The sequence below is a fragment of the Bradyrhizobium sp. USDA 4341 genome, from assembly GCF_054063755.1.
The window spans coordinates 503,419-529,376 of sequence record NZ_JBSSGO010000001.1 but is presented as its reverse complement, the minus strand read 5'-3'; the positions used below and the strand labels follow the sequence as shown (position 1 = coordinate 529,376).

The 25,958-nt window shown below is 59.2% G+C and carries 25 protein-coding genes; 17 read left to right on the top strand and 8 right to left on the bottom strand.

All coding sequences use genetic code 11. The annotated features are described in order from the left end of the window. Positions 1-945: 945 nt before the first annotated feature. Together ACVIGB_RS02480 and ACVIGB_RS02475 are read right to left on the bottom strand one after the other, a co-directional pair. A complete protein-coding gene (locus tag ACVIGB_RS02480) occupies positions 946-1,092 on the bottom strand; it encodes a hypothetical protein (RefSeq protein WP_456717244.1) in 147 nt (48 codons plus the stop codon). Between the two features lie 498 nt (positions 1,093-1,590). After that, complete coding sequence (locus tag ACVIGB_RS02475; protein WP_456717245.1) at positions 1,591-2,730, bottom strand: helix-turn-helix transcriptional regulator; 1,140 nt, start codon at positions 2,728-2,730, stop codon at positions 1,591-1,593. Positions 2,731-3,131: 401 nt separating this feature from the next. On the opposite strand from ACVIGB_RS02475, the gene ACVIGB_RS02470 reads away from it, so the two are divergent. After that, positions 3,132-4,073, top strand: coding sequence for a helix-turn-helix transcriptional regulator (locus ACVIGB_RS02470; RefSeq protein WP_456717246.1), 942 nt, complete (start codon positions 3,132-3,134; stop codon positions 4,071-4,073). A 201-nt stretch (positions 4,074-4,274) separates the two neighbouring features. Next, complete coding sequence (locus ACVIGB_RS02465) at positions 4,275-4,538, top strand: hypothetical protein (RefSeq protein ID WP_456717247.1); 264 nt, start codon at positions 4,275-4,277, stop codon at positions 4,536-4,538. 1 nt (position 4,539) lies between these two features. Here ACVIGB_RS02465 and ku read toward each other — a convergent pair whose 3' ends face one another. Next, positions 4,540-5,454, bottom strand: a complete 915-nt coding sequence (gene ku / locus ACVIGB_RS02460; RefSeq protein ID WP_456717248.1) for a non-homologous end joining protein Ku — start codon at positions 5,452-5,454, stop codon at positions 4,540-4,542. 270 nt (positions 5,455-5,724) lie between these two features. Here ku and ACVIGB_RS02455 point away from each other — a divergent pair, with 270 nt between their 5' ends. The 5 genes from ACVIGB_RS02455 to ACVIGB_RS02435 all read left to right on the top strand — a co-directional run bounded on the left by ACVIGB_RS02455 (position 5,725) and on the right by ACVIGB_RS02435 (position 10,432). Further along, positions 5,725-6,387, top strand: a complete 663-nt coding sequence (locus tag ACVIGB_RS02455) for a hypothetical protein (protein ID WP_456717249.1) — start codon at positions 5,725-5,727, stop codon at positions 6,385-6,387. Next, positions 6,326-7,069, top strand: a complete 744-nt coding sequence (locus ACVIGB_RS02450) for an ADP-ribosyltransferase-containing protein (protein ID WP_456717250.1) — start codon at positions 6,326-6,328, stop codon at positions 7,067-7,069. The genes ACVIGB_RS02455 and ACVIGB_RS02450 overlap by 62 nt, the downstream gene beginning before the upstream one ends. Positions 7,070-7,165: 96 nt before the next feature. Then, entirely contained in the window at positions 7,166-8,092 is a 927-nt protein-coding gene (locus ACVIGB_RS02445; protein WP_456717251.1) for a class I SAM-dependent methyltransferase, read from the top strand. A 140-nt stretch (positions 8,093-8,232) separates the two neighbouring features. After that, on the top strand, positions 8,233-9,849 hold the full coding sequence (locus tag ACVIGB_RS02440) for a caspase family protein (RefSeq protein WP_456717252.1): 1,617 nt from the start codon (positions 8,233-8,235) through the stop codon (positions 9,847-9,849). Between the two features lie 37 nt (positions 9,850-9,886). Then, positions 9,887-10,432: a hypothetical protein gene (locus tag ACVIGB_RS02435; protein WP_456717253.1), complete on the top strand. Its 546-nt coding sequence runs from the start codon at positions 9,887-9,889 to the stop codon at positions 10,430-10,432. Positions 10,433-10,514: 82 nt separating this feature from the next. Here ACVIGB_RS02435 and ACVIGB_RS02430 read toward each other — a convergent pair whose 3' ends face one another. From ACVIGB_RS02430 to ACVIGB_RS02420, 3 genes are all read right to left on the bottom strand, one after another. After that, positions 10,515-10,667, bottom strand: coding sequence for a helix-turn-helix transcriptional regulator (locus ACVIGB_RS02430; RefSeq protein ID WP_456717254.1), 153 nt, complete (start codon positions 10,665-10,667; stop codon positions 10,515-10,517). Beyond that, a complete protein-coding gene (locus ACVIGB_RS02425) occupies positions 10,664-11,053 on the bottom strand; it encodes a hypothetical protein (RefSeq protein ID WP_456717255.1) in 390 nt (129 codons plus the stop codon). Before ACVIGB_RS02425 ends, ACVIGB_RS02430 begins: the two co-directional genes overlap by 4 nt. A 196-nt stretch (positions 11,054-11,249) precedes the next feature. Further along, complete coding sequence (locus tag ACVIGB_RS02420; protein ID WP_456717256.1) at positions 11,250-12,086, bottom strand: metallophosphoesterase; 837 nt, start codon at positions 12,084-12,086, stop codon at positions 11,250-11,252. Positions 12,087-13,115: 1,029 nt separating this feature from the next. Here ACVIGB_RS02420 and ACVIGB_RS02415 point away from each other — a divergent pair. Continuing rightward, positions 13,116-13,367 (top strand): hypothetical protein, encoded by a 252-nt coding sequence (locus tag ACVIGB_RS02415; protein ID WP_456717257.1) that lies wholly within the window; start codon positions 13,116-13,118, stop codon positions 13,365-13,367. Beyond that, positions 13,334-13,507, top strand: a complete 174-nt coding sequence (locus ACVIGB_RS02410) for a hypothetical protein (protein ID WP_456718256.1) — start codon at positions 13,334-13,336, stop codon at positions 13,505-13,507. The genes ACVIGB_RS02415 and ACVIGB_RS02410 overlap by 34 nt, the downstream gene beginning before the upstream one ends. Before the next feature lie 57 nt (positions 13,508-13,564). Here ACVIGB_RS02410 and ACVIGB_RS02405 read toward each other — a convergent pair whose 3' ends face one another. Beyond that, positions 13,565-13,774 (bottom strand): hypothetical protein, encoded by a 210-nt coding sequence (locus tag ACVIGB_RS02405; protein WP_456717258.1) that lies wholly within the window; start codon positions 13,772-13,774, stop codon positions 13,565-13,567. A gap of 214 nt (positions 13,775-13,988) precedes the next feature. Between ACVIGB_RS02405 and ACVIGB_RS02400 the strand changes: the two genes are divergently transcribed. Beyond that, complete coding sequence (locus ACVIGB_RS02400) at positions 13,989-14,189, top strand: hypothetical protein (RefSeq protein ID WP_456717259.1); 201 nt, start codon at positions 13,989-13,991, stop codon at positions 14,187-14,189. A gap of 6 nt (positions 14,190-14,195) precedes the next feature. On the opposite strand, the gene ACVIGB_RS02395 is transcribed toward ACVIGB_RS02400, so the two are convergent. After that, the gene (locus ACVIGB_RS02395) at positions 14,196-14,621 is read right to left on the bottom strand and encodes a hypothetical protein (RefSeq protein WP_456717260.1); all 426 of its coding nucleotides are present in this window, start codon (positions 14,619-14,621) and stop codon (positions 14,196-14,198) included. 201 nt (positions 14,622-14,822) lie between these two features. Here ACVIGB_RS02395 and ACVIGB_RS02390 point away from each other — a divergent pair, with 201 nt between their 5' ends. From ACVIGB_RS02390 to ACVIGB_RS02360, 7 genes are all read left to right on the top strand, one after another. Then, complete coding sequence (locus tag ACVIGB_RS02390; RefSeq protein ID WP_456717261.1) at positions 14,823-16,244, top strand: hypothetical protein; 1,422 nt, start codon at positions 14,823-14,825, stop codon at positions 16,242-16,244. 118 nt (positions 16,245-16,362) lie between these two features. Beyond that, positions 16,363-16,551 carry a hypothetical protein gene (locus ACVIGB_RS02385; protein WP_456717262.1) on the top strand — a complete coding sequence of 63 codons (189 nt, stop codon included), beginning with the start codon at positions 16,363-16,365 and terminating at the stop codon, positions 16,549-16,551. A gap of 136 nt (positions 16,552-16,687) precedes the next feature. Further along, on the top strand, positions 16,688-18,454 hold the full coding sequence (locus tag ACVIGB_RS02380) for an RNB domain-containing ribonuclease (RefSeq protein WP_456718235.1): 1,767 nt from the start codon (positions 16,688-16,690) through the stop codon (positions 18,452-18,454). Positions 18,455-18,639: 185 nt separating this feature from the next. After that, entirely contained in the window at positions 18,640-18,855 is a 216-nt protein-coding gene (locus ACVIGB_RS02375) for a hypothetical protein (protein ID WP_456717263.1), read from the top strand. Positions 18,856-19,188: 333 nt separating this feature from the next. Further along, positions 19,189-22,332 (top strand): anti-phage-associated DUF499 domain-containing protein, encoded by a 3,144-nt coding sequence (locus ACVIGB_RS02370; RefSeq protein ID WP_456717264.1) that lies wholly within the window; start codon positions 19,189-19,191, stop codon positions 22,330-22,332. After that, entirely contained in the window at positions 22,329-22,910 is a 582-nt protein-coding gene (locus ACVIGB_RS02365; RefSeq protein WP_456717265.1) for an anti-phage-associated DUF3780 domain-containing protein, read from the top strand. Before ACVIGB_RS02370 ends, ACVIGB_RS02365 begins: the two co-directional genes overlap by 4 nt. Positions 22,911-22,921: 11 nt before the next feature. After that, positions 22,922-25,951, top strand: a complete 3,030-nt coding sequence (locus tag ACVIGB_RS02360) for an anti-phage-associated DUF1156 domain-containing protein (protein ID WP_456717266.1) — start codon at positions 22,922-22,924, stop codon at positions 25,949-25,951. Positions 25,952-25,958: the final 7 nt, after the last annotated feature.

The window sequence follows — 25,958 nt, the reverse complement described above, 5'->3', positions numbered from 1 at the left end:
CCTTCTGCACAGTATGGCATGGGAGAACCATCGTGATCGAACGGCCGCATTTCGATTCCTATTCAATCCCAGCTCGCATTTGTCTTGCCATTGCCGTCGGTTCGGCGCTCGTCGCGATGGTGATCGCGGTGATCTATTTCCTCCACTGATCGGGCGTTCATACGCGTACTCAACTAATCAAGAGGAGTTCGTCGGAGGCGGCTACCCCGCTCCCGGTGGGGCTCCCGCAAACGTCCGTCGATCATGTGGAGGCGTATCGGTCGTTCCTCTTTTCCTCGAAGAAGGCGGCAATTCAAAGTGATCCGTATGTACTGGGGATCGAGACCGCCGGTAGCGGACGGGGTTGATGAGACGATCACGGCCCGTCCGCGGCTACCGAAGAACGAGCCTGGCCAATACGGCCACCAGCTCGCTCTGTCGGATGAAGGTCTCGCGCCGTCGCCGCGACGCCTATTTGCGCGGAAAGATGCTTTCGGGAAAGCAGTCATTGAGGACTTGATTCGACTTAACGAGAGACCTCATGAACCGCCAATTGTATTGGTAGCTTCTGCAGACCTTTTCAGCCAGCAGGCACAGCTCGTGGTAATCCCGGTCGTGGTTTTCAGCGAATTTCTTGATGCAGTAGTTCGGTGGACCGAAGCATGATTGTCGCGATTGGTCATTGTCAGTTTGCGCGAAGAGTGGCGAGATTGACAGAAGCGCAAGACCAAAACCCATCGAAAGTTTGATCATTTCGAAATCCGATGATCACGCAAAAATCACGCGGGGCCCGCCGAACCCGTCCGGTCGCCTGTTAAGGCATGCACTGCCATTTTGACCGAATTCAGTCAGGGCGCTGGCGGCGGAGTGTCCTGTTGAGCTTTGGCTTCGAATAGAGGTTGGTCTCACAACGACGCGCTTTGTTATCCGTGAAGCCGTGCCATTGTCGCCTGGCTCGGTCATCCGCTATTTCCCGAACAGGAGATAGAGCAACGTACCAAACAGACCGAGCATCGCCATCCATAGCGCCGTGTTCAGCATCCGGTTTGGGCGCGGTTTCGGCTTCTGGCCGGTCATGAACTCGTGCAGGAGATGTCGATCATCTTCGTCCATGTCCCGCTCACTAGCCATTGCCGTGCGACAGGGCAGGAGCAGACCGCCTTTCGGCTGTCAACAAGTCGACAGGGCAGTCTGCTCCCGAGAGATCAGCGCGCCGTGCAGGTGGATTGGCCGGTCGAGTTGTTCTCACACCCATACCGTGACGCGCATCGTTGATCGCTGCAGCAGCCCGCCGGACCGCAAACCGCCGCGATCTTGACTTTCGGCGAGTAATTCCGCGCCTGGATCGCATCCTTCGTCGACCAGAAAGGTCGGATATCTTGCGCGCCGGCGGCAGCCAGCGAGCCGATCAGCATGAGAGCCGTTAGCGAAGCCCGTATCATCAAAGTTTCTCCGTTTCTGGAAATGGCTGCCGGAAGACCCTGGTTCACAGGGGTTCTCCGGAAGGAGCCCGCGATGGCAGCCAGCCAGCTAGCTGTGCAACCGAGGCGAACGCCGTTGCCAGCAAACATCATGCAAAGAGCATCGACATAACCCAGTTGGGTTATGCAATCACCGAAGAACGAGCCTGGCCAATACGGCCACCAGCTCGCTCTGTCGAGACACCCCAACCTTGGAGAAGACGCGCTTGAGCACGGTGCGGGCGGTCGCATCGGTGATCCCAAGTCGTTCGGCGGCTTCCTTGGGCGGAAGTCCGGAGCCCACAAGGGCTGCAATTCGAGCTTCTCCAAGCGTCAGGCCAAGCACGTCGCGGACAACAGCGGGATCTGCGGGCTCATCGAGCCTTTGCTCGAGCGCCAGGATAATGGCGCGCGTGTGAGTAAGAAATTGTTCGGCCAGATTGGCCGAAAGGGCGACCGGCAACAGATAGATCACCAATCGGCGGTTCGTCCCGATCGAACTGACGAGGATCGGCTTCGGATCGTCGCTGAGGGCCGTCGGTTGGCCGCGGAGTGCTCGTGAGACCGCCTCGTCGATCGTTTCGCGGGTTGGACCTGTGCCGATGTGCAGTCTTTCGTGGACGATCTGCAGCTGATCACCGAGCAATTTCTCGCCGGCCGGATTGGAGAACACCACTCGGCCGATTGAATCCAGGGCGAAGACTCCAATCCCGATGCGAGACAGCGCTTCGCCGAGCCGCAGCTTCACGAGTTCAGCATCCAGGAGGCGAATCGAAAGACGCAAGGATTTCTCGATGTGTCGACCGAGGCGATTCAGCACCTCGAGTTCGTCGTCGGAATACTCTTCGCGGCCGGCATGGCGTTGCATGCTCAGGATAACGCCGACGTGAGGGTCGGGCGAGACGGCTACGCATCCCAAAGGGCCTAGACTATGCTGTGCCCTGAATTCGACGAAGAACGGATCGCTCTGCGTTTCTTCCCGCGACACGATATGACGATTGGTGAATGGCTCACCGTTGAAGAAATAGCCGCGCTCCATGGCGCGCGCGGCCGCTAGGTCGCGGCGGGTCCAACCACTTTCCTCGTAATCTCTTTGCGCTTCAACCAGGCTCTCTGAGACCATCGACCCGTAGGATCCGTCGTCCCGGTGCCAGAGCAGGATTGCTCCCGCATCGCTGAAACATTCTGCAATCACGCCTAACGCGTGTGGCCAACGCGTCGGGTCAGGCGCGGCATCATAGATAGCTTCGACAGCCCTCAGAACCAGGCCGTCAGGCGAAACCGCATTCACAAACCGACTCCAGGCAACAGTGACCGATATTCACGTGGATTGTAGAGGTATCGCCCGCCTCGAAAAAGTCCCGGGCGGCGATGGGCTTGTCTTAAGGTGAATGCACAAAGTTAGTGAGCGCCGTACCTCAAATGGGGGATGCCATGTTCGATAAATTTGGGAAAATCTGCCGATAGGTCATTGGATTTTCGGTTTTTTATGGCCCCGTAATGGTTAACCAGGCGATCGAGATTTCGAGCCTTTCGAGGGTCCATGCCCGACTGGGCGAAGTGGCGCTCGACCCCGGCAGATGGAGAGATCTGCTGGAAGACATGTGTGACGTCGTGGGAGCGGAGGGTGCCAGCCTGAGGCAAGCCGGAGTTCGAACGACGGATGTGCCCTACACCGGATCCATGGAGTCGTTGACCAAGGTCTACTTCAAGGATGGTTGGCATCTGCGGGATATCCGCGTCCCGCGCGTTCAGAGCCTCCTTGCTTCCTCATGGCGTCCTTTGGCCCCCGCCTTTTGCGACGAAGACATGTTCGGTTACGACGAGCTGCAGAACTTGATTCGCAAGGATGCATATTTCAACGATTTCCTTCGGCTTGGAAACCTGAAATGGGGCGGATGGATTCGATTTCCCGTGGCCGGAGAACCCTGGCTGATCGCCTTTCAGCGAACTGATGCACAGGGTCCGTTCCAACGCGAAGACATGAACCGGCTTGCGCCGCTGGCACAAGCACTCACCGAAGTTGCCGACCTGTCGGACGCGGTCGGCCGAACGCACCTTGCCGGCGTCCTCGACGGATTGCACCTGGTTCAAAAGCCCGCAATCGCTCTCGGTCGCGATGGGATCGTGCTGGGGATGAATCGAGATACGGAGTCGATATTCGACGCCGATTTGCGTGTCTCGAAAGCCCGACTGTTTATCCGTGACGGAAAGGCGCGCCAGCGCCTAGATCACTTGACGTCGGGGATTGGGGCCGCCGGGGATAGCGGCCCATTGAAGAACGTGATCGTCGCCAGGCGAGAAGCCAAGAAACCAATCTTGATGAAGTTGTTGCCGGTCCACGGAGCCGCGCGCTCTCCTTTTTTCGGGGCGAGGTTCATCCTTACGCTGACCGACCTGGAGGCGGCAGGGCGGTCGTCACTGGAGCTCATTTCGGAAGCTTTTTCACTGACGCCAGCTGAAGCGAAAGTGTCTGCCATGGTCGCCGCCGGGATGTCTCCAGATGAAATCGCGACGAAGCTCAATGTCTCGCGAGAAACCGTGCGCAATCAGATAAAAACAGCCTTCAGCAAGACCGGTACGCACCGGCAAAGCGAACTCGCGGCTTTGATCGCCAGGGTTCAGAATATCTAAACTCGGCGGCAGAGAATCTATCCGTGGGCCCCGAGCTCGGGACCTGGGACCTCTGGCGAGCGCGCCGAGCTTGTAGTTCAGGGTTCCAGGCGCCTGTTCTGGCGGCTGTGGAACAGGGGGACAAAAAAGGTTCCAGGATTCCCGAATCGCCCGCCTTGTCTTACGCGGGAGCATGGGCACATCGCTCGATTGGATACGGCCATGCTGATGCGATTGGAAAGACGACCCTCGACCCGCACCACGCGCGGGTGGGCGGTCTTGGTGCTGCAGGAAGCGGGCGCCATCCGGCAATGCGAAGAACACGGCTGGATTGTCGATCGCGGCGATCCTCATGCACGGGAGCGCGCCATGTTCCTGGCGCGGCAAGCGCCGCCTGAGGGATTGACTGCGACCGAAGCTGTCGCCGCCGTGAAGGATGTGCTCGACGGTATCGGAGATACCTGTCCGGAGTGCGAAGCCGGATAGCTCAAGCCGACTTTCGATGCGACTTTGCCGGCGCCTTCTTGGCGCTGGTTTCCTTGGCGGGCTTTTTGCCATCGATCGGCAGTAGCATTTCCTTTTGGCCGGTCGCCTTCCGCGGCTTTTTGCCGGCCGCAGTACTTGACGTCTCGTTCGAGAGGCTCTTCCGCAGGGCGTCCATGAGATCGATGGCGCCGCCCGCCGGCGGCCGCGCCTTCGGCACAATAGGCGTCCCGGAACGCTTCTGATTGATCAGTTCGACGAGCGCGGACTCGTAGTGGTCTTCAAACTGTGCAGGATCGAAACGGGCAGTCTTTTGGTTCACGATGTGCCGGGCGAGATCGAGCATGTCCTTTGTCAGTTTGACATCCTCAATGTCGTCAAAGTACTCGGACTCCGGCCGTACTTCGTATGGATAGCGTAGAAGGGTGCCTACCAATCCTTTGTCCATGGGCTCGAGCGCGATGATGTGCTCGCGGTTTGTCAGCACCAGTCGGCCGATCGCAACCATGTTGGTATTGCGCATCGTCTCCCTGATCACAGCGAAGGCGTCGTGGCCAACCTTACCGTCAGGGCGCAAGTAATAGGGCCGAATGATATAGCGTGGATCGATCTCGTCGCGTTTGACAAACTCGTTGATGTCGATCGTGCGGTTCGACTCGAGGGCGATGTTGTCGAGCTCATCGGGGGTGACTTCGATATAGGTGTCTTTTTCGACGGCGTAGCCCTTCACGATGTCCTCGGAGGGGACTTCTTCTCCGGTCTCGGCGTCGACCCGCTGGTACTTGATGCGATGTCCCGTTTTCCGGTTGAGCTGGTTGAAGCTCACCTTCTCGGCGTCCGAGGTTGCAGGATAGAGCGCCACCGGACAGGTGACGAGCGACAGTCGCAGGAAGCCTTTCCAATTGGCTCTGGGGGCCATACGCAGAACTCCATCCCGACGCGAGGACTAGGATTGTATTTAGGTCATCGCCCCGCGTCCGCCGAGTCTCTCGGGTTCATTTTGTCATGACGCAAAAAATACGTGAACGGAGATCGAACAAACGCCGAAGGGACTAGGATTCGGAAGACTGGAACCGCAGGCGAGCCCCAACGAGACCCGGCTCGCCGGAACCACTTCGCCGCGCAGGGGCCCAAGGCCGGACTTGCTGGACGCCGTGCTATTCGTGCCTGGAACCCGTTGGGGCAGGACATGACGCGCGAGCTCGACAACGACCCGACTGCAAAGATTCGGCCCCTCATTCCGGAGACAATAGCCGTTGTCTCCCGGTTCATGCGCGATCCGGGACTTGAGCGGTGGATCCCTCAATCCTCTTCAACCGGTCGGCGCATCAGCTTATGGCCAGGGTTCATGAGCGGGGCCAACGGCATCCCGGTTGGCACCCTGGTGCGGCTCGGCGGCGCCGACGCGGCGATCTGGGGCAACGATTTTTCATCCACCTTGCAGACACTAGATGACGGCACCGTCGAGGCGACGCAGGAGCGGCCGGGCTGGAAGACCTGTTGCGACGATTTTGAGATCGCGGTCGCCAGAACCACGGGATACGAGTGGGGCGAAGACGAGCCGACATTCATGCTGGCGGTCAGGTACGTCGTAGATGAGGCACCTGGCGAGAGCCGGCTCATTGGGCTCATGGTCACGGGGCTGGACGACGCCAGGCTTGCCCGACTGGTCGAAATTGCTCTCGATGCCCGCCGCTATCGCCTCACGCCGCGCGGTGCGCTTCTGGCATTGCGCGATCATGCGACCTGTTTCGGCGCAGTGCGGGCCGGGCCGGCGTGGTGCGTACCGAATGCTCATCGTCTGGAAACTGCCCCGGTTGACGAGCTCGGGCTCGTCGGGCCGTCGATGTGAGCAGGCCATGCACGCGGTTGGGGAGACACAAAATCTCGCAAGCTGGCTAGAGGGCTCGGCCTTCAGGCGGAATGGCGCGCCAACCGTTTGGTATCACGGCACGGATGCGCCAGAGGATTTCAACATCTTCACGACATGGGGTGAAGGCTCGATCGGCTTTCATTTCGGGTCAGCCCCCACAGCGTCGGCAAGATTGGGTGCGACGCGCCTTCCAGGGGATCCCGACGATATCGAGGCCTGCCGGATCATACCGGTATACTGCCGTGCACAGCGTCCGCTCCGCCTGAAAGATCACCATTGCTGGCGCATCGATCGCGTCGCCGCCGAGCTTGCCGATTTGGGTTTGGTCAACACTGAGATCGAGGACTACATCGCAGACGGCTGCGATGAGTTCGCAGTTTTTGCGGCGATAGAGGCCGCGGGATTTGACAGCGTCATCTATGCCAATGAAACGGAATCGGAGGGGCGCCTTGACGACTCGCTTCTCATCTGGCGACCAGAACTCGTGAAGAGCATTTTCGCGTCGAGATTCAACGTCGACGATCCGCGGATCCTGCCTGCACACCCAGAGCGTTGGCGTTCGCGCGACTTACAGAGATGGCAGGAGAAACGTGACTTACTCAATGAAGCTGCGCGTCGGTTAACGGAGATCGCACCGACGGTAGCCCCGCCAGTTCCTTGAACCGGAACCATCCATTGGAGAACGCCATGACCCAGATGGGTCATGATATGGCGAGTATCATCCTGTTTGATGGGAGGCGGAGAGGGATATTTTCAGATGCAATGCCTGGAAAAGGGCAGGGTCGGTGACGCGCTCAGAACGGTATTAGACACCTACCGGCGGCGCTTCGAGAGGGTTGCCTGTGTCTCGATCGTTGCCGAACTGATCCGCGACCTAGACCGGCTCTACGATCTCGCCAATGAGGCAGGCGCGCTCGAGATTTTCCGAGAAACATGCAGAAATCATTCCCTGCACAGCATGGTGATGCAGGATCCGTTGACCGAGCGAGCATTTTGTAAGCCTCGGGGTCGTACGCCGGATGCCGTTCTCTTGGACTACATCTACCGACCGGTCGCTCCGAGATTGTCAGAACTGGGTGAGGTCTTTCATTTCATGACGGCGACCGCCGGCATGGCAAAGAGCTTGATTTGGCGGCAAGAGCATTTTGCCAAGCAAGTGGCGCGGACCGTCAAACCGGCAAACAATGCCCGCATACTTGCCATAGAATGCGGGCATTGTTGGGAGCTTGAGCTCGTGAGGGTTTTGACCGCGCAGCGAGCGTTCGAGATAGTCGTCACCGATCGAGATCGTGATGCGCTCAAGGAGTCGGTGAATTACCATTCTGATTTCAACATCCGTCCCTTGGCTGCCACCGTTGCAGACTTGCCGAACGCGCTTGCCGGCGAGGAGTTTGATCTGATCTACAGTGCCGCTTTGCTCGAACAAATCGAATCTAACAACGAAGTCCGCGAGGTGATCGTCGAGCTCAAGGGCTTGCTTGCGCCAGAAGGCCGGATCATCCTCGGAAGCCCCGCGCCGGAGTGTCTGGGCCGCGGTTACATGGAAGGCATGATGGCCTGGACGCGACGCTACAGAAGTGAAGCCGAGCTCAACTGCTTGTCGGCTGACGATGCCTCGCGCCGCTTGTACCGAGACAGGACCGGAAGCGCGCTCTATCTGCAGCTGACACCTGATCAGGTATAAGGACGGCCGCCAGCAGCCCTAGCCCAAGCCGTGTCCAGGCCGACTTCTCGATTTCGGTGACCGCTGGCGCGGACCCGTCTCCATTCGAGGGCTCAGCCCGCGCGCGCCAGGCGCCGAACTTGGCGCAACTGGAGATCGGGTTGACCGGACTTGGCCTTGACGAGGCCCGTCATGGCCGAAGTATCATGCGGCGTTCTACCATCCAAAGCGGGTGTGCGATGTCGCTTACCATCCACCATTGTGTCCCATCAATTGCAATTGCCCTGTTAATCATTCCCTTCACCGCGGCTTTCGCCGAGCAGCCGGACTTTCGCGACGTAGACTTCTACCTGCAACGAGGAGCAGCGTTCCTGCGAGACGGAGACATCGACCATGCGACGGTCGATTTCATAGCAGGCGTTTCTCAAGGCTCATGGCTGGTGGGTCCCCATGCGTCGCTCGGCAATGCAAGGTTGGCGGATGAGAACTACCAAGGAGCGATCGATGAATACAACATTGCGCTCAAAAACAATCAAAAGCAGGTCGAAGAGGCGCGAAGACTCAATCGAGGGGTCGACGAAGCACTGAGCGCGGCCAAAAAATGGGACATCAGTTTGTACAATCAGCGTGGGATTGCGTACTCTGGAATAGCAAAGTACGACCTCGCGATCAGCGACTGTCAACACGTCATCAGTTTGGACCCCACACACGCGGCCGCGCACAACAATTGCGGCGCCGCTTACAGAGATCTTGGAAACCTAACCAAGGCTCTCGAGTACTATGACGAATCCCTTCGATTGAAACCTGATCTCGTCAATGCCTGGGCGGGGCGCGGTCGCACGTATGCTCGAATGGGTCGTTATTCCGATGCAATCAGCAGCTGCAAAATGGCCCTTCAAATTCAGGTTAATTCCTCGGGCGGCCTGCTTTGTCTTGGCGAGACATACAAAGCAGAGGGCAATACTGCAGCTGCAATCGAAAACTACAGCGCACTGTTAGCTGTTAATCCCTTTTCTGAACCCGCACGAATTGCCTTGGCCGATCTCACGCAGAATCAAATGTTGAGGCAAAAGCGCGTCGCATTGGTGATCGGCAACAGCGACTACAAGAACTCTCCCCTTGTGAATACCATCAATGACGCGAAGGACGTGGCTGCCGCACTTACGAAACTCGGGTTCGCGGTCACGCTGGGAACCAATCTGAACGTATTCGCTATGACGAACATTTTCGAGCGGTTCGCTAGGCGGGCCAAAACTGCGGATGTCGCTCTGGTTTTCTACTCGGGGCACGGCGCTCAGTACAAGGAAGCCAATTACCTGGTTCCTCTAGAAGACAATATGCAGTGGCCCGGAGATGCCCCGGAAGGCTTCGAAAAATATATCAATCTGCAGGATCAGGTGGATGCCATCAAAAACCTTGCTCGCACGCGCATTCTCATCGTCGACGCGTGCCGGACGGACGGAGGCTTTGAGAGGATCGAGAAGGAGTTTGGGCCTGATCTAAAGAAAACGAGTGCCACTGAGGGAATGTTTATCGCCTATGCGAGTGCGCCCGACCATTTTTCCTATGACGGAGACGGCGGAAGTCGTAACTCACCGTTCACTCGATCGCTGCTTCGCAACATCTTTGAGAAGGGACTAGAACTAAGAGATCTACTCACGCGTGTCCGCAATGAGGCGTACGTCCGATCAGGGAAACTGCAGGTGTCCCAGACGTGGGACAACATGCCGAATGAATTTCAATTTCTACCGGCAAATGCCGAGTTGGTCGTGCATTGATCAGTCTTCGACTGAAGCGATTTTGGGAGTGGTTTTCATGACTGTTCGCAAGCTGCTAGTTGGTTTTGTTCTTGGATATTCTCTCTCCCCGTGCCTTGCATCCGAGGCGGATCTGAGGTTGCTGAGAGCTAGCGTTGGATGTCCTACGGAGACTTACCCTGATTATATGCACAGAAGGGAAGTGCGGGTTTCAGAGCGGAGCCAGTTTTTAGGCGACCAAGAGAGCTTTGCAATTAAAACCAACAGGAGCATTTCGGAAAATGACGGGGGGCCCCCATACATTGTCACTGTCACATCGAAGCTCGCGTTTGCCGACATCGGCCGTGTGAACATTGATCATCAAACAAAAAAAGTCACGGTCATGTGTAAATCCAAGAGACGACCGTTGCTGAGCACGGACCGTGAAGCAGAGGGGTCCGACGATTGCGTCGATCAGTTGACCGTGGATGGAAGCGGCTCCAACCATGGTCATAGCAATTATCTGGAGTTTGTTACGTGTGGCGCGCGCTCTCAGGATGACATTGGGATGGCAATTAAAGCTCTTTCACCTTATGCGCGCGTCTTTACGGCTCGAGATCCATAACGTCTCTGCTGGCGGGTATGGCGCCATCAGCTCGCTTGAGGCTGTTCACGCTTCGTGCGCTCCGCTGATTCCCAATGCGGCTTCAATCCTGGATCTGTCGCAGAAGCGCCGTCAGTTCGTTCTGACGATGCGTCCCTGTTTTTGCAAAGACCGCCTTCAACTGGTTGCGCACGGTCTCCCGCGAGACCTGGAATTCCTCGGAGATCTGTTCTGGCGATTCGCCCGACGCGATCATTGCCGCAACTTTCGCTTCAGCTTCGGTGAGCGAGAATGCTTTCGCGATGATCTCGGGCGCCGGTCGGTCAACGTCGAATAGAGCGGATCGCTGAGCATCTCCGACTCCGATCGAAACAGGTCCTGATCGCACAACGCTGGCTTGCCGCCCAGGATCAAAGGCACGCCCCGGGCTGCCCGGATATCGGTCAGGTGAAGGTTCGTGTCGAAATAGGTCTTGAAGAGGTCGGTTACGGCGGGCGTCATCGGGACGCCCGGACCCCGGTTATCGGTCTGCAGGAGAGCGGCGCCCGTTGATCCTGTCGCTGCGCAGATATCCTCCATCACATCCGGCCAAAGGGTGGGATCCAGTGCCACGTCGCCGAGCCGCAGCTTGGCTTTTTCCAATCGATCGAATTCCAAACGAGACAAGGAAATTCCCTACGCGCGGCGATCTTCGAAGTGATATCGAAACCTCAGTGGGAAGTGTTGCTGAAAGGACAATGGAGCGGCCAACCACCGGAATGGTACGGAGCCGACCCCTCAAATTCTGCCAAGGATTCGATCCATTCTGTTCCGAGAGCGGAACCGTCGTGCCGCGATATCAGACCTCGACCACGAAATTCGGGTCGAAGCCCTGATTGTCCCAGGTGCGTTCTTGTGGTGGCCAGGGGCCGTATCCCTTCGCGTTCGACACGATGCGTGTCTCGCCGATCATGACATCGTCGGACTCGTGCGTGTGTCCGTAGATCCAAAGATTAGCTGGACGCAGCGGCCCACGATCGCCGGTAGCTGGTGCTGGATGCATCAGCGAAGTCAGGTCGCTGCGATAGGCGGCGGACAGCAGCTGCTCGCTCGAGAGGCGGCCGTCTGGTCCAGCAGGCGAGAGCTCTGGTCCCGGATACGGCGCATGGTGCGTCACGATCACGAGCGGACCATTGCGCGGCTTGCGCAATTCAGCCTCCAGGAACGCGCGCGCAGCTGTGTGCCGGGCGAGCGAGTGGGGCGGTCGGAAACGATCCACGTACCTGTTCAGCCGGATCTTCTTATAGTCGTTCATCCGTTCGCCGGCGATCGCCATGGCACGCCGCTGATCGCCGAACAAATTGAAATCGGTCCATAGGGTGGTGGCGACCACCGTCACGTCGTCGATCACCACGGTCTCGTCCTGCAGCACGTGCACGTTCGTGTCCTCGGCCGCCAGCTTTGCTTTCTCGAGTGTCCGGTCGATGTCGGTCCCGTAGGGCTCGTGGTTGCCAGGGATGTAGATCACAGGCTTGTCGGGCACGCGCTCGAGCAGCCACTTCACCCCGCGCTCCATCCTCGGCACCAGGTCACCGGCGACCACCATCAGGTCAAATTGAGGTCGCGCAGCGCCGGCCGGCAAATCCCAGCCGCGCGTCAATTCAAGATGAAGGTCCGACAATGTCCAAATGCGCATCGCAATAGCTCCGGGAGAGACCTTTAGCCCGGACCTGGAGCCCGGTCATCCGAACCCGTCGCTGATGGTTAGAATCCATTAATCCAATCCTTCTCCCGCGGAGCGTTCGATTAGTCCGGACATCGTTTTTGCCGGCATGCAGCCAGAACGACGTAACATTTTAATCTCGCCTCGCTTGAGAACGTTCTCTAAATGTTCTATTCGAGAGTTTGGTGCTGGCCGGACAGCGTCGAGAGTTTTGGCTGTCCTGTGAGCCACGCGGCCGGTGGTAGATGCGTAGCGGTGAAGGCAGCGTCGATGGGAAGCAAATCGCCCGACACGCTCTGGGGCGGCAGGATCATCGGCGCCAAGATGAGGGCCGAGTCCGCAAAGCGGGAATCTGCTGAGAAACTTAAGGAATCTCACGCTGAAACCTGCCGCGCGTGGAACTACCGCATGCTCGGTTACGGAGGACCAGCCCAACCATCCCCTACGATCGCTGAAGCGGTCTCGGGTGGATTCCCGTACCTGGAGGTTAAATGCCGCCGGTGCGCCACCCTCGGTCTGATCGACCTCTCGGTGGTCAACGATGTGCGTCGGAGCCCGGGTACGCCGATCTGGAAGCTCGAGGCATCGCTTCGGTGCCGACATTGCACGACTGGAAGCCCCAACGGCCGGTGGAAGCCGGCCGCCAACCTTGTCAGACTGCGGAGCCAGCCAACGCTGGACTTCGAGCCCTGGTATAGCGAAGAGGAGCGGTCCCGCTAATGCTGTAGCGCCGACGCGATACGTCGGCTGTTCAATGTCGATCCCGAGCGCGCCCGCACCGGTAACCTGCCATCCCTACCGGGCATTTTCCCTGACTATCCGGCAATCGTGCGCACATGTCAGGACGGTCGAGAGCTCGGCATGGCCCCGGTGGGGCTGCCGTCATCGCAGCAAGATGTGATGAAGGCCGCCAAGTTGCGCCGAGAAGCTAGAGGCGAAGGGAAAGGTCGACTTCAAGGAGCTGCCGACTACCGCGGGGAGGTCAAGGTATCCTGATCAACTATGGACGGGCGCCGTTCGAAAATTCGACGCGGCGACCGCATTGCCCAGATGGTGATTGCCTCCGTCGTGGCGGCCGATCTCGCGCTTGTCGACGAACTGCGGTGCTCGGTCAGAGGCGAGTGCGGCTTCGGCTCGACCGGTGTCAGGCAGAACCGCGCCCTTTGCAATTGCAGAGATCCGGCATCTACCATCGCTATCGAAACAGAGGACCGAAAACCATGGACGAAATTCCAGCCCTTATCGAAACGCTAGCGCGCATGGACATCCCCGATGATCCGGACAACGCAGGCGAGGAGCGCATGCTGTCAGACGCTCTGGCGCTCTATGCGATGATCCGGCAGGCGCGCGACTATATTGCCGAACGCAGCGCCGCGCCGGGTCCGCAGGCGTAAGGAAAGCCGATCGGTCGAACGGCAGTCCGATAGGTTTTCCTCGCCGGATGAGCGACGTCAGATCGCGAGGTCGGTCTTGCTGGGCGTCTTCGGAGCAGCCTTGCCCGCGGGCGGAGTGGGGACGCTCCTGGTCACGTAGAGCTTGAACAAATCAGAATACCTTTGCTCATCGATTTTGGCTCGATAGAGCACGGTCCCGGTAGAGATCGCGACCGCCGCAATGAAAAATGAAAAAGAGGTCCACCAGCTCCTGTCGAGCTTGCGCATAGAGGTTGCTCCCAATTTAGCCCTGTCCGGCCGCTTATGTGGATTGTTTAATTCCGGAGGAGGGGTCGGTGTTCCGGCTGCGAATCATGGACCGATTCGAATCAGGGGGTCAACGCATGTAGCATTTTGTTCTCCCTCGAAAACCGATGGTCCGGAGACCCTTGTTGCTGTTAGAGTTGGCTTCGGTATCTGTATCTGATGCGGGGTGTGCGGTATGGACGCGTCGTTTTATCGTGAGCGGGCCGAACAGGTCCGTGACCTGGCCGAAAGGGCCGATCCCTTCATCCGCAGGCGACTGCTCGATCTAGCCAATTCCTATGACCAGAAGGCATCCGGTAAGCCAACGGCCGGCACCAAGCAGATTCCGTATCCCCAGATGATCGACCCCGCACGAAGGCGGTCCAGCGAAGCCTGATCGTCCTCAAAGGCCAGGGACAGGGGCTTCATCGAGATCATCGGAAACATCGAGCAGCATTCCCATGCTGTTATACGCCAGCATGCGCTGATCGATGATGCCGGTAAGATCGATCGCATCCAGCGAAGACCGGTTGTCAAGACGGGCCTTGTAGGAGCGATGGCGGCCATCCATGAAGTGGCCCTCGGCCACGATGATGGGCGGAGTGACGTCGAGATCCATGGCCATCGCGTGGTCGGTGCCTCGGTCGTCCTCATTGAGCTCCACGATCGGAATGCGGCGGACCGCGATCTCGACAAGCGGGAGGAACTCGGGGACCCCGCGCAGCGAAGTTTGCCCCGACACGAAATCCGAGACCAGAACCTGCATGTCGGGAGGCAGCGCGACGAAGGCGACGGCCCTCGGTGCTGGCGGATGAGTATTGGCTGACATCGGACACAACCTCAAACGTTCCTCGGAAAGTTGCAAGGCCGAGCACCGACGCCGCGGTCCTGATCAACCAAGTGACGATTCCAATCATCACGAGATCGGGAATGGGTCTGCAACAATCAAGGATTGGATAGACCGCTCCGGGCCAACTTGCTTATTGCAACCTGGCTTGGCAAAATGCCGGAATGTTTCAGGAGAGTTGCAATGCCAGTGGTTTTCGATAACGACAGGTTCACGCTCGCTCAGCCGGAATTCTACTGGCCGAAGACAGGCGAGCAGGAATTTTACTCAAATCCGATCGAGCGGACGGGCGGCCTTCTTGTGCGCGAACTGGCGCGAGTCGGGTGGGAAGTGCCAGGGCTCGAGATCCAGATCGGCGTCGGCGGATGCGGCGAAAACATCGTCCGCGCCGTTCGGAGCATCAAGGGAAGAACGGAGTCCGGCCCCTTTGAGCTGGCTTTCCAGTCCGCTCAGGAACGTCGCGGTCGGTGGGGTATTTGTCCGGGCCTCTCGAAAGCTACCATTCCGCCTGGCATTCAGCTCGAATACTCCCGCGATGACCGGCACAGTCCCGTGGCTTACCTCTACACCGGCAACGACTGGAAAACGGATGGTGCCTCGTTCATCAACGAATGGAAGACGGACACGAACGAAGACAAGCAGTACCGAAAGTATTCAGGAAATGGGCGCCCGGGCTTGATGCGCTACCAACCGGCCGGTCTGCGTTACAGCGATACTTCGGAAGCTCAGCCGCGCGCGCTCGACAGCGAACTCCTCACGGCGAAGGTTCTCGAATTCATCGAGCTGAATTTGCTGTCGACGCTTGCGGCAATGCCAACCGCCGCGGGATCCGACGACATCACTCCTCAGGGCGATGCAAATCTGAGAAGGCTGGCTGCGGTGCAGTCAATTCCAGCCCCCGAAGATTTTCCGGTTCTCTTCACCTGGGTGGCGCGCAATGACGCCTATCGGCTGCGGGATCTGGCCGAGTCCGAACCCGACGAACGATTTGGTGTTTCGCCGATCCAACGACTGTGCTTCCGCAGCAATGTGCCGGAGGTCGCAAGAAGACAGTACTCGTACGCGTCAAGCGATCCGACCGCGCGGATCGGTCACGTTATTCATCATCCGAACGATGAGGCATCGCCCGTCGCGGTCAAACTCAAGCATCTGAACGACGTCTGGGTCGTCGACAACGCCGCATTTCGACATGCCGCTGAGGCGGCAATCAAGAAGGCGGAATCCGAAGGACGCAAGCGATTGACCGATGCGGAACTCAACGAGTGTGAGGCGGCAACCGCCAGAACGATCGTGCCAGCTGCCGATTACAATGGCGGCTTCGAGACGCCGGTCTACCTGATCGGAAGGCAGACCGAGATCGATGAGGTTCGGCTGATCCGCGGCAATATCGAGGTAGCTCAGGCCGACGACAGGACATCTGTGACCCTGATGGACGAGGTCACTGGAAGCGCGTTCCTGCTGTTTGACCGGGGAGCGGTCGGGCCGGGGACGATCTCGAGCGCCAGGCGGACAGCTTCCGATTACGCGGGCCTGCATTCAGGCGGTCGTTTCCGCGATCGGATCCCGGAGCCGGCGGCGGACAGCGGACATGCGTTTCGGATGTAACTGAAGCGCATCTGAATCCTTGGATCGCGGGCAATCGTTAACGATAGATCATCGCTTCGGCTTTCAAGCTTGTCGGGCAGCCACTAGGGTGCCGCCAGCAAACTTGAGGACCGAAGCGATGGATTTTGCGCGCGCCAAAGCTGCGTTTCGACGCAACCTGACCGACCAAACCGGCGCGGCCTACCAGGCAATCGCAGGCGCGTATGAGGGGCGGGGTGACATCAGTTCGCTGACCGTCGCCAGAATGCGGGATGAAATCGTAGAATTCCGGTCCGGCCAAGTCGGCCTTGGAGTCGCAGGACAGTGACGACAAGCGATCGGCGTGGCCTGGCGGGATTCGAAAAATTATCTGAAAACATGCTCACTCGCAGATCGCGATCATCCCCTTTGGGTTCCAGGTCGAGGCGCGGGAATGCTGTTGATGGAGAAGCGTGACGGTGTCGATGAAATTCATCACGATTGACGGGGAGCACTCGAGGGACCTCGATGATGCTATCCGGGTTGAGCGCAAGGGCGGCGGCTTCTCCGTGGAAGTCGCGATCTCCGACGTTGCCGCAGCCGTAATGATTGCCGGCGAGACAGACCAGGCTGCATTGGCCCAGGGTTTTTCAACTTATCGCGCCACTCAAACCGTCCGGCAAATGCTGCCGCCGAGGCTTGCCGAAGACGTGTGCTCGCTAATCGCCGGTCGGCCGCGCAACACGCTGGTCGTCAAAATCGATCTCGACCAGAACCTCGATCCTGTTACCACAGAGGTCGCGCGCCGGGAGATTCTGATCGCCAAGCGGTACAGCCACGAGAGCGTGCTCGATGCGGCCAGGGTCGATGACCCGCTTGGCGCGAGCCTTCGCGATGCAATTTCGCTGGCCGAAAAGCTGCTCCTAAAGAGGCAGGCCGGCGGTGCGATGACGTTCGCTAATCTGGAACGCGGCCTTGTGATGACCGAGGAAGGTAGCGTTCTGCATCTGGGTCGAGCGGCGCGCGCCTACGTCCTGGTCCAGGAGCTCATGATCCTCACCAATGCGCTGCTGGCTAAGCGCCTCGCGGAGCGTGGAATTCCGATCCTCTACAGGAACCACCGCGCGCGCGTAACGGCGAACCGCGAGAGCCTGAAGCAGGACATCATCCTGATGGCACAGGGTGCCTTGAACCCGACGACGTTTGAAGCACGTCGCGGCCTGGTCATGGAGCGCGCAACGCTCGGTGCGACCGTGGAAGGTCACTACGGGCTCAATTTACCCGTCTACGCGTGGTTTACTTCGCCTATCCGCCGGTACGCCGATCTCATCAACCAGAGGATTCTGCTGGCCGAGATTGAGGGAACCTCGCAACCTTACCGGCTCGATCAGATCCAGGAGATCGCATCAAGCCTCAACGCTCGCTACGTTGAGGAAGCCGAGCGGACATCCAACGGATACGACACGCGATCGATGACTTCGGCTGTCAACATGGTCAATCAGGGGCGGACTGAATCACTCAAGGCGACCACTTTCACCGCTGCCGTCAAGGCGCTGGTATCCGGGGCTGAACTCGGCGAGGATTTCATAAGGGAGGCAGAGCGGCGCCTACAGCGCGGAGAGCTCACCAGCAAGGATCTTTATCGCTTGATGTTCATGGAAGGAGCTCTGGCCGAGAGCGCCAGAGCTATCGCGTTTGACCACATCGAGCGTCGCCCCGAGACCGCATATTCGGTCGTCAATTACGCCCAATCGGTCGCTGGATGGATTGTCTCGGCCGACGAGCCGGCAACTGACCTGCTCGCTGACGGAAAATACGTGTTCGAGGCGAAGATCGTCGTGGCCGTCGGCGATCAGAAGTACGCGGGCACTGCGTTTGGCATGCAAAAGAAGGCCGCGATGCAGCGCGCGCTCGCAGCGGCATTGATGTCTATGTCGGACAGGGAGCCGCCAGCCGAATGGTCCATACGGCCATCTGCAATCGATAAGCCGTCGAAGCCGATCCTAGAAGGAAATCCGAAGGGCGAACTGTTGGAGCTCTGGCAGCAAAAGAAGATCACCCAACCTTCGTTCGAGGTGACGAGGTCAGGTCCAGCTCACCTGCCGGAGTTCGTATGCACGGTGTCTGTCGCAATGAGCTCTGGGTCGCTACGCGCGACGGGTAAGGGGGCCACCAGGAAGTCCGCCGAGGCTGATGCTGCAATCGCAGTCCTGGCCGAGCTCAAGAAGAACCTCAAAAAGTCGGCCAGGTGATCGTTGGACCGCGATTGTAGGCTTTTGTGCCGTTCCAACTGTTCCTGCGCCTGCAGGGAGCACCTCTTAGGCCTCCAGACTAGATAGGGCTATATATCCATATACCGCTATGCATATCGACGCGGGGTCAATTATGATGGCCGGATCGAATCAAGGTGCGTCCGTAAGCCGTGGGAGGATCTGGGATGGCCGAACGAAAATTGGCAGAGATCAAGCCGCGCAAAGGACGGCAGGCTCCGCCGGGGCTCCGCCGACAATTTCTTGCAACTATGGACGCAGAAGTGATCAAGGCGTTGAAAACGGCCGCGCTTGAGGACGACACTACCGCTTCCGAATACCTTGAGACTGCCACCAAGGAATTTCTGGAACGTCGGAAGGCTGAGCGCGGCCGGAAACGTTGATCGGATGTCGAAAGCTCGAGTTCGCGAGGGAGGGCTCGGTGCCGTTAACCAATGGCGTTGCTTCCGGCTAGGATGATTCGACATAGGTCTATATAGATATATAGTACGAGTCCAAAAGTACGGTTTGATTCAATACTTTAGGTACCCGAGCAGGGTTGAAAACAATTCGAGCACTCTTGGTGATTGAGCTTGCCGACGCCAGCACCGCGTGGAAAGGTCTTTGGTCAAGTCATTCGAGCATCATCCGAAGCCTCAAGAACGCAGCGGTCGAAGGACGTGAAAATGATTTTCGAGGTCAAGAGGAATTGGCCGTAGGGCAGGGTATCAGGGCAGATGCTTCAGACTGTGAAAGACGCGTGCCGGTTTGATCCAACGGCGATCGACTATGCACTAAGCGACCAGATCGAGAATCTTGAGGATCTGATCGGCCACGATGCCAAGGCTGCGAAGGAGTTCTTCGACAAGACTTACGTCACCGGCGGGATGAAAACCCTGCTGCGGCAGGGCCTGCAGCGGCTCGCCGGCTCATCGAGCCAGGCCGTGTTCGAGCTCAAGCAGGCGATGGGCGGCGGCAAGACCCACTCGATGCTCGCGCTCGGTTACCTGGCCGCAAATCCTTCGCTGTTCTCACTGGTCGACGGCGAGATCACGAAGGGCGTCAAGCTGACCTCGCCGGCGAGGGTCGTCGCCATTTCCGGCCGGTCGATCTCCCGGGAGAAACACCTGTGGGGTGACATCGCCGAGCAGCTCGGCAAGGCCGAACAATTCTTGTCCTTCTACAAGGGGGCGCCCTCCGCTCCCAACGAGAAGGACTGGATGGCACTGATCGGCGACGAGCCGACGCTGATACTCCTGGACGAGCTCCCGCCGTACTTCCGCAACGCCATCACCCAGCCGGTCGGCGGCGGCACGCTGGCCGACGTCACGACCTACGCGGTCTCGAACCTGCTTTCGGCGGCCCTGAAGCTGCCCCATCTCTGCATCGTGATCTCGAACCTGTCAGGTGCCTACGAAGGCGCGACGAAGGACATCACCGCGATGGTCGCGAAGGCGACCCGCGATCTGCAGAACGAGACCGGCCGCCAGGCCAAGGGCATCACCCCCGTCGAGCTCGGATCGGACGAGATCTACAGCATCCTCCGGACGCGTCTGCTGAACGAGCAGCCAAATTCCAAGGTCGTAAATTCCGTGGCGACGGCGTTCTCCGACGCCATCTCCGACGCCGTGAAATCGAAGGCGGTCGCCAAGTCCGCGACCCAGATCGCAGACGAGATCGCCGCGAGCTATCCCTTCCATCCGTCGTTCAAGCACATTCTGGCGCTGTTCAAAGAGAACGAGCGCTTTCGTCAGACCCGCGGCCTGATGACGATGGCCGCCCTCATGGTCAAGTCGGCTCTCGCCCGGTCTACCAACGACGTGTTCCTGGTCGGCTGCCAGCACATTGACCTGTCCAATCCGGACGTGCGGGATGTGGTCACCAATGTCTACGACCTGTCCGGCGCCATCGCGCATGACATCGCCGGCACCGGCGCCGAGCGGGCGCATGCGCAGACGATCGACGATCAGATGGACAACGACTCGGCCAGCCAGGTGGCGCGCCTCGTCCTCATGGCCTCGCTCTCGGAAGCGAACGACGCCGTCAAGGGCCTGACCAAGTCGGAGGTCGTCCAGAACCTCGTCGCGCCCCACCGTTCGCCTATTGAATTCGACGAGGCCTTCGAGAAGCTGCGCATAGAGTGCTGGTACCTGCATCGCAAGGAGAACGATGCGTGGTACTTCTCGAAGAACGAGAACCTGAAGAAGAAGATCGAGAAGTACGCGGTCACCGCGCCGCAGCCGAAGATCGACTCCGAAATGGAGCGTCGGCTCACCATGGTCTTCGAGGCCAAGCGCCGGAACGCTTACTCAACGGTGCTGCCGTTGCCGAAGGTCGAGGACATCAAGACTAACGGCGACCGCATCCTGTTGGTTCTCAGTCCCGACAAGCGTGTCCCGCCGGAGGAGGCGGAGCGCCTGTTCAACGCGATCGCCGAGAAGAACAACTTCTGTGTCGTCACGGGCGACGGCACCGACCTTGCCAAGCTCGAGGACAAGGTCCGCCGCATCTGGGCGACCGCCAAAGTCATGCAGGAGGACGGCGGCGAGCGTTCGCCCAACCTCGCCGAGCTCGAGGAGGAGGCCGAGACGGCCGAGTTCGAGTTCAATTCCGCGCTGATCAACCTGTTCAATCGCGTCTACTATCCCGCTAGGCTGCCGAAGAGCGGCGTTGACGGGCTCGCCTACGCCGCCCTCAAGCTGGTCGAACGCCGCAGCAAGGACGGCGGTCCCGCCACCATTGACGGCGAGGCCGCCGTCGAGGAAGCGTTGAGCGCCACCGGCGCCTCCAAGCTCATCCTGGATATCTCCGCCGAGCAGACCCTCTCCGGCCTGCGGACCAGGGCGGAGGACCAGCTCTGGGGCACGACGGAACGCAAGACGCGGTGGAAGGACGTCGAGGAGCGGGCGATCTGCAACGTGCGCTGGCCGTGGCTGCCATTGCGCGGTCTCGACGAGGTCAAGCGGGCCGCGCTCGCCAACGGGCAGTGGCGCGACAACGGCGACGGCTACATCGAGAAGGGGCCGTTCCCCGCCGCCAAGACCTCGGTGAAGGTCCTCGCCCGCAACTACGACGACCAGACGGGCGTCGCGACCATCGAGCTGACGGCGACCGACGCCGGTCCCAACGGGAAGATCCACTTCGCCCAGACCTCCGACGTCTCCGCCAAGTCGCCGATCGTGCCCGACCTCATCATGGAGCGGGACGAGACCGTGCTCTGGTTCGTCGCGGTGGATCCCGACGGCAAGCACGAAACCGGCGAGCCGGTGAAGTGGACCAACACGCTGACGCTGACGTATGAGCCGCGGGAGGTCATGGGTAAGCGCAGCGTTGCGCTGACGGTCAAGCCGCGCGGCAACATCCGCTGGAATACCGACGGGACCAATCCGCGCGAGGGCAAACCCTACACCGGGCCGATCCCGATCAACGGCAATGACGAAGTGAAGATCTACGCTTACGCCGAAGACGCTGGTGTGGAGACCCAGAAGACCTTCACAATCCGGCCGGTAAAGGGCGGCGAGGTCCAGATCGATCCGGACAGGCCGGTGGTGATCAAGAAGCGCCTGAAGATCGCCTCAACCAAGGATGTCTTCGTGGTGATCAATGCGCTGAAAGCCGCCCACGGCAAGGTCCGCGGCAGCCTGTCGGCCACCGTAGGTCAGGGCGACGTCAACGCCACGACCCGCTTCGGGCCGAAGACGGAGCTCTCGGCGGAGATACTGGAAGGCTTTCTCAGTGCCGGCCGCGCCGCCCTCGCCAACGAGTTGGCCGAGGTAGAGGTCGGTTTCTCGGAAGTGCAGTTCTCCACCGGGCGCGAGATGGAGGAGTTTATCTCCGCCGTCGGCTGGGAAGTGCAGCCCAACGAGGTTGAACAGCAGTGAACGATCGAAAGACCACAGGCTTCGGCGTGCCCAACGACATCGATCCACACCACTTTGTGGTGGAGATTCCGGCCGCGCGCGCGAACCCCGTGGTGGTCACCGAGCACTTCGGTCTCGCCGGCGGCACCAATGGTCTGCCCGATACCGTCGTGCGCTGCAAGCTGCCTCAAGACCACTGGAATGCTGTCCGCAAGGAGCTCGAGCGCGTGCTCAACGAGCGCCTCAAGGAGAAGAAGCTGACCACCGGCCGCTGGAAGAGCGGCAAGAACCAGGTCGAGCGGCTGCTCGGGCGCGAACTCTGCGTCCTGCTCTGGGCGGTCGAGGCGGCGCCGAAGGAGGCAGTCCCTAACGCGATCCGCAACTGGAGCGCGCTCAAGCCCGAGGAGCGCTGGTGGCTGTTCGCCATGGCGGCGTCGGTGACGGGGACATCCGACGATGTCGACGTCGGCTGGCGCAAGGCGATCCGGATCGCCATGACCGAGAATCCGACGGGCGAGGAGGTCGGAGCGATCCGCGCCAAGAACCCCCGCCGGCCGGAAGAGCGTCCTGCGCTCCCTCTATTCGAGCGCGTCAAGTGAAGAGTGTCGCCATGGATGCAGTCAGCCCCAAGTCTGCCGTCGTTCCGTTTTCGTTGAAAGACACGCCATCGCTGATTGAGCGGGTGTGGCCGGCGCAGAAGATCTCCGTCGAGACAAAGCGCGAGTTCGATGCGCACGGGGCCCAAACGTTGACCGCCCTTGGCTCCTACTGGAAGGGACGCAAGCGCCTAATCTATATCCGCGCCTGCATCTTAGGCGCGCTGCTTCCCGCAACGGAAGATCCGGAAGCGGACCTGAAGGTCTTCGAGCAACTTATGTGCATCGATGATCGAGCTTTTCTGTCGCGCGAGATCAAGGCCAAACCGGCCGAAATCGCGAGACTCGCCATCGAAGCTGGTGCGCTGAAGGAAGAAGAGCTTTCCAGTTACTTCGAAATTCGTGGCAAATCGGACCCCGCCGCGGACGACTACAAGACTGCTCTGCGTGAAGGTGGATTGACTTGGGCTGCCGATCCCGCCGCGATCGAGACGTTGCGGCTCGCCGCATATTCTAGGTGGTCTTACGAAGACAAGGTCGCCCGCTCATTACGACCGGAAGAGTTGTCTGATGATGTCTATGCTGACATCTGGGCCGGCGTGAACCGACATCTTGGGACGCGCGCCTGCTCGATCCAGCAGCTTGTCGAGCAACTCGGCATCATGAGATTCGGACACAAGCCGAAAATCGCGGATACATTCTGCGGTGCAGGCTCGATTCCCTTCGAGGCGGCCCGGGTCGGATGCGACATCTACGCGTCGGATCTGAACCCGATTGCGTGTATGCTCACCTGGGGTGCGATCCACCTCGTTGGAGGCGGCGACAGACTGAAAAGTCAGCTTGTGGCAGCCCAAAAACGCGTGGCCGACGCTGTTGATGAGCAGCTTACAAAGCTTGGCGTCGAACACGACAGTGAGGGCAATCGCGCCAAAGCCTACCTGTATTGTCTGGAAGCGCGATGCCCGGAGACGGGGTGGATCGTTCCTCTCCTTCCATCGTTGGTCGTGAGCAAAATCAAGAAGGCCATCGTACGATTAAGACCGAACGAGTCTGAAAAACGTCTGGAGGTGGAAATCGTTTCCGGCGTCTCCGCGGAGGAACTCGAAGCTGCAAAGCGCGGAACGGTTCAGGAGCGGGCGTTGGTTTACGAACTCAAAGGTCGTACGTACAGGACGCCCATCGCTTCAATTCGCGGCGACTACCGAAAGAACGGCGAGATCGGCAACAATCTCCGAAGGTGGGACAAAGGAGACGTTGTCCCCAAGTCCGACGATATCTTCGGAGAGAGTCTCTACTGCGTCCAATGGATCAGTGCGGATTCAGTCTCCAAGGGTCGTCAGGAGACCTTCTTCGCGACGCCGACTGACGAGGATAGGGTCCGCGAGGCCAAGGTACTCTCTGTCGTGAAGAAGAACCTGGCATCTTGGCAGAGCAGCGGTTTCGTGCCCGACATGGAGATTCAGACTGGGATCGAGACTGCGCGTCTCCTGCGGGAACGCGGATGGACTTACTGGCATCATCTTTACTGCGCTAGGCAGCTTTTGATTGCTGCCTTAGTTGCAGAAGAAATCGAGAAAATCAAAGATCCAGAGGTTCGCGCATGTCTTTCGTTCGACCGCACGTTCCTCGCTGACAAGTCTTCGCGTTTGTCACACTGGAGATTGGGCGCGCCCGGACGCGATGGGCGTGCCCCGTCGGCAGACGGTGTCGAGAACGTCTTCTACAATCAGGCGCTCAACCCCTTCTATAATTTCGGGGCTCGTGGGTTTTCGGGTCTGAGGATTGGTGAAAACGTCACCTATAAATACTGCTCGATCGGAACGAATTCGGAAGTGAAAACCGAACGGGCAGATCGGATGGACGTCCCGGCGGATATCTTCGTGACCGATCCACCCTACGCCGATGCCGTAAACTATCACGAGATAACGGAGTTCTTTATCGCTTGGCTGCGGAAGAATCCAGCGAGTCCGTTTCGCGAATGGATCTGGGATTCGCGACGGCCGTTGGCAATCAAAGGGAATGGTGACGAATTTCGCAAGGCGATGGTCGACGCATATCGAGCGGCGACCAATCACATGCCAGACAACGGACTTCAGATCGTCATGTTCACGCACCAGGACGGGCGAGTGTGGGCGGACATGGCCCAGATCTTCTGGGGAGCCGGTCTTCAGGTAGTGTCGGCGTGGTACGTTGCGACGGAGACGACGTCTGAAACCAAAAAAGGGGGATACATTCAGGGCACCGTCACCCTGGTCCTTCGCAAGCGAGTTGCACGCGAGGTCGGATACAAGGACGAGATCGTTCAGGAGGTTAAAGCCGAAGTGGCGGATCAGATCGACACTTTGATCGGGCTCAATCAGCAGCTCAAGGGACACGGGCGCATCGAGAATTTGTTCGAGGATGCCGATCTGCAAATGGCGGGCTACGCCGCTGCGCTTCGAGTGCTTACGAAGTACGAGAAAATCGACGGCATCGACATGACGATGGAGGCGCTCCGCCCCCGCCGAATTGGCGAGAAAAATCTCGTCGGGGAAATCATCGACTTCGCGGTGCAGATCGCCAACGAGCACATGGTTCCCGAGCAAATGGCCCCCAGGCTGTGGGAAGGTCTGTCCGGCGCCGAGCGCTTCTATTTCAAGATGATGGACATCGAGACGACATCACTCAGAAAGCTCGACAACTATCAGAACTTCGCCAAGGCCTTCCGGGTGGACGACTACGGCTCTCTGATGGGCAGCCTGGAGCCGAACAAGGCGCGATTGAAGGCGGCGAGGGAATTCAAGAAATCCGGCTTCGAGATTCCCGAGTTCGGCCCGTCGGTGACCAGAGTTATTCTCTATGCCATCTACGAGCTGGAGAGCGAGGCCGAGGGAGACGAAGTCCTCTCGCACCTCAGGGACATGCTGCCGTCCTACCACTCCAAGCGGGACGACGTGGCCGCCATCGCGGAGTATATTGCTCGGAAGCGCGAAAAGGTGGACGAGACAGAATCCCGCGCAGCGCGTATTCTCCACGGACTGATCCGGAACGAACGCTTGGGGTAGAAGAAAT

Coding starts and splice junctions, on each gene's coding strand:
- ACVIGB_RS02480 (WP_456717244.1), bottom strand. CDS start 1,092: ATGGACGAAGATGATCGACATCTCCTGCACGAGTTCATGACCGGCCAG.
- ACVIGB_RS02465 (WP_456717247.1), top strand. CDS start 4,275: ATGCTGATGCGATTGGAAAGACGACCCTCGACCCGCACCACGCGCGGG.
- ku (WP_456717248.1), bottom strand. CDS start 5,454: ATGGCCCCCAGAGCCAATTGGAAAGGCTTCCTGCGACTGTCGCTCGTC.
- ACVIGB_RS02455 (WP_456717249.1), top strand. CDS start 5,725: ATGACGCGCGAGCTCGACAACGACCCGACTGCAAAGATTCGGCCCCTC.
- ACVIGB_RS02450 (WP_456717250.1), top strand. CDS start 6,326: ATGCTCATCGTCTGGAAACTGCCCCGGTTGACGAGCTCGGGCTCGTCG.
- ACVIGB_RS02445 (WP_456717251.1), top strand. CDS start 7,166: ATGCAATGCCTGGAAAAGGGCAGGGTCGGTGACGCGCTCAGAACGGTA.
- ACVIGB_RS02435 (WP_456717253.1), top strand. CDS start 9,887: ATGACTGTTCGCAAGCTGCTAGTTGGTTTTGTTCTTGGATATTCTCTC.
- ACVIGB_RS02430 (WP_456717254.1), bottom strand. CDS start 10,667: ATGATCGCGTCGGGCGAATCGCCAGAACAGATCTCCGAGGAATTCCAG.
- ACVIGB_RS02420 (WP_456717256.1), bottom strand. CDS start 12,086: ATGCGCATTTGGACATTGTCGGACCTTCATCTTGAATTGACGCGCGGC.
- ACVIGB_RS02415 (WP_456717257.1), top strand. CDS start 13,116: ATGGACGGGCGCCGTTCGAAAATTCGACGCGGCGACCGCATTGCCCAG.
- ACVIGB_RS02410 (WP_456718256.1), top strand. CDS start 13,334: ATGGACGAAATTCCAGCCCTTATCGAAACGCTAGCGCGCATGGACATC.
- ACVIGB_RS02405 (WP_456717258.1), bottom strand. CDS start 13,774: ATGCGCAAGCTCGACAGGAGCTGGTGGACCTCTTTTTCATTTTTCATT.
- ACVIGB_RS02400 (WP_456717259.1), top strand. CDS start 13,989: ATGGACGCGTCGTTTTATCGTGAGCGGGCCGAACAGGTCCGTGACCTG.
- ACVIGB_RS02395 (WP_456717260.1), bottom strand. CDS start 14,621: ATGTCAGCCAATACTCATCCGCCAGCACCGAGGGCCGTCGCCTTCGTC.
- ACVIGB_RS02390 (WP_456717261.1), top strand. CDS start 14,823: ATGCCAGTGGTTTTCGATAACGACAGGTTCACGCTCGCTCAGCCGGAA.
- ACVIGB_RS02385 (WP_456717262.1), top strand. CDS start 16,363: ATGGATTTTGCGCGCGCCAAAGCTGCGTTTCGACGCAACCTGACCGAC.
- ACVIGB_RS02380 (WP_456718235.1), top strand. CDS start 16,688: ATGAAATTCATCACGATTGACGGGGAGCACTCGAGGGACCTCGATGAT.
- ACVIGB_RS02375 (WP_456717263.1), top strand. CDS start 18,640: ATGGCCGAACGAAAATTGGCAGAGATCAAGCCGCGCAAAGGACGGCAG.
- ACVIGB_RS02370 (WP_456717264.1), top strand. CDS start 19,189: ATGCTTCAGACTGTGAAAGACGCGTGCCGGTTTGATCCAACGGCGATC.
- ACVIGB_RS02360 (WP_456717266.1), top strand. CDS start 22,922: ATGGATGCAGTCAGCCCCAAGTCTGCCGTCGTTCCGTTTTCGTTGAAA.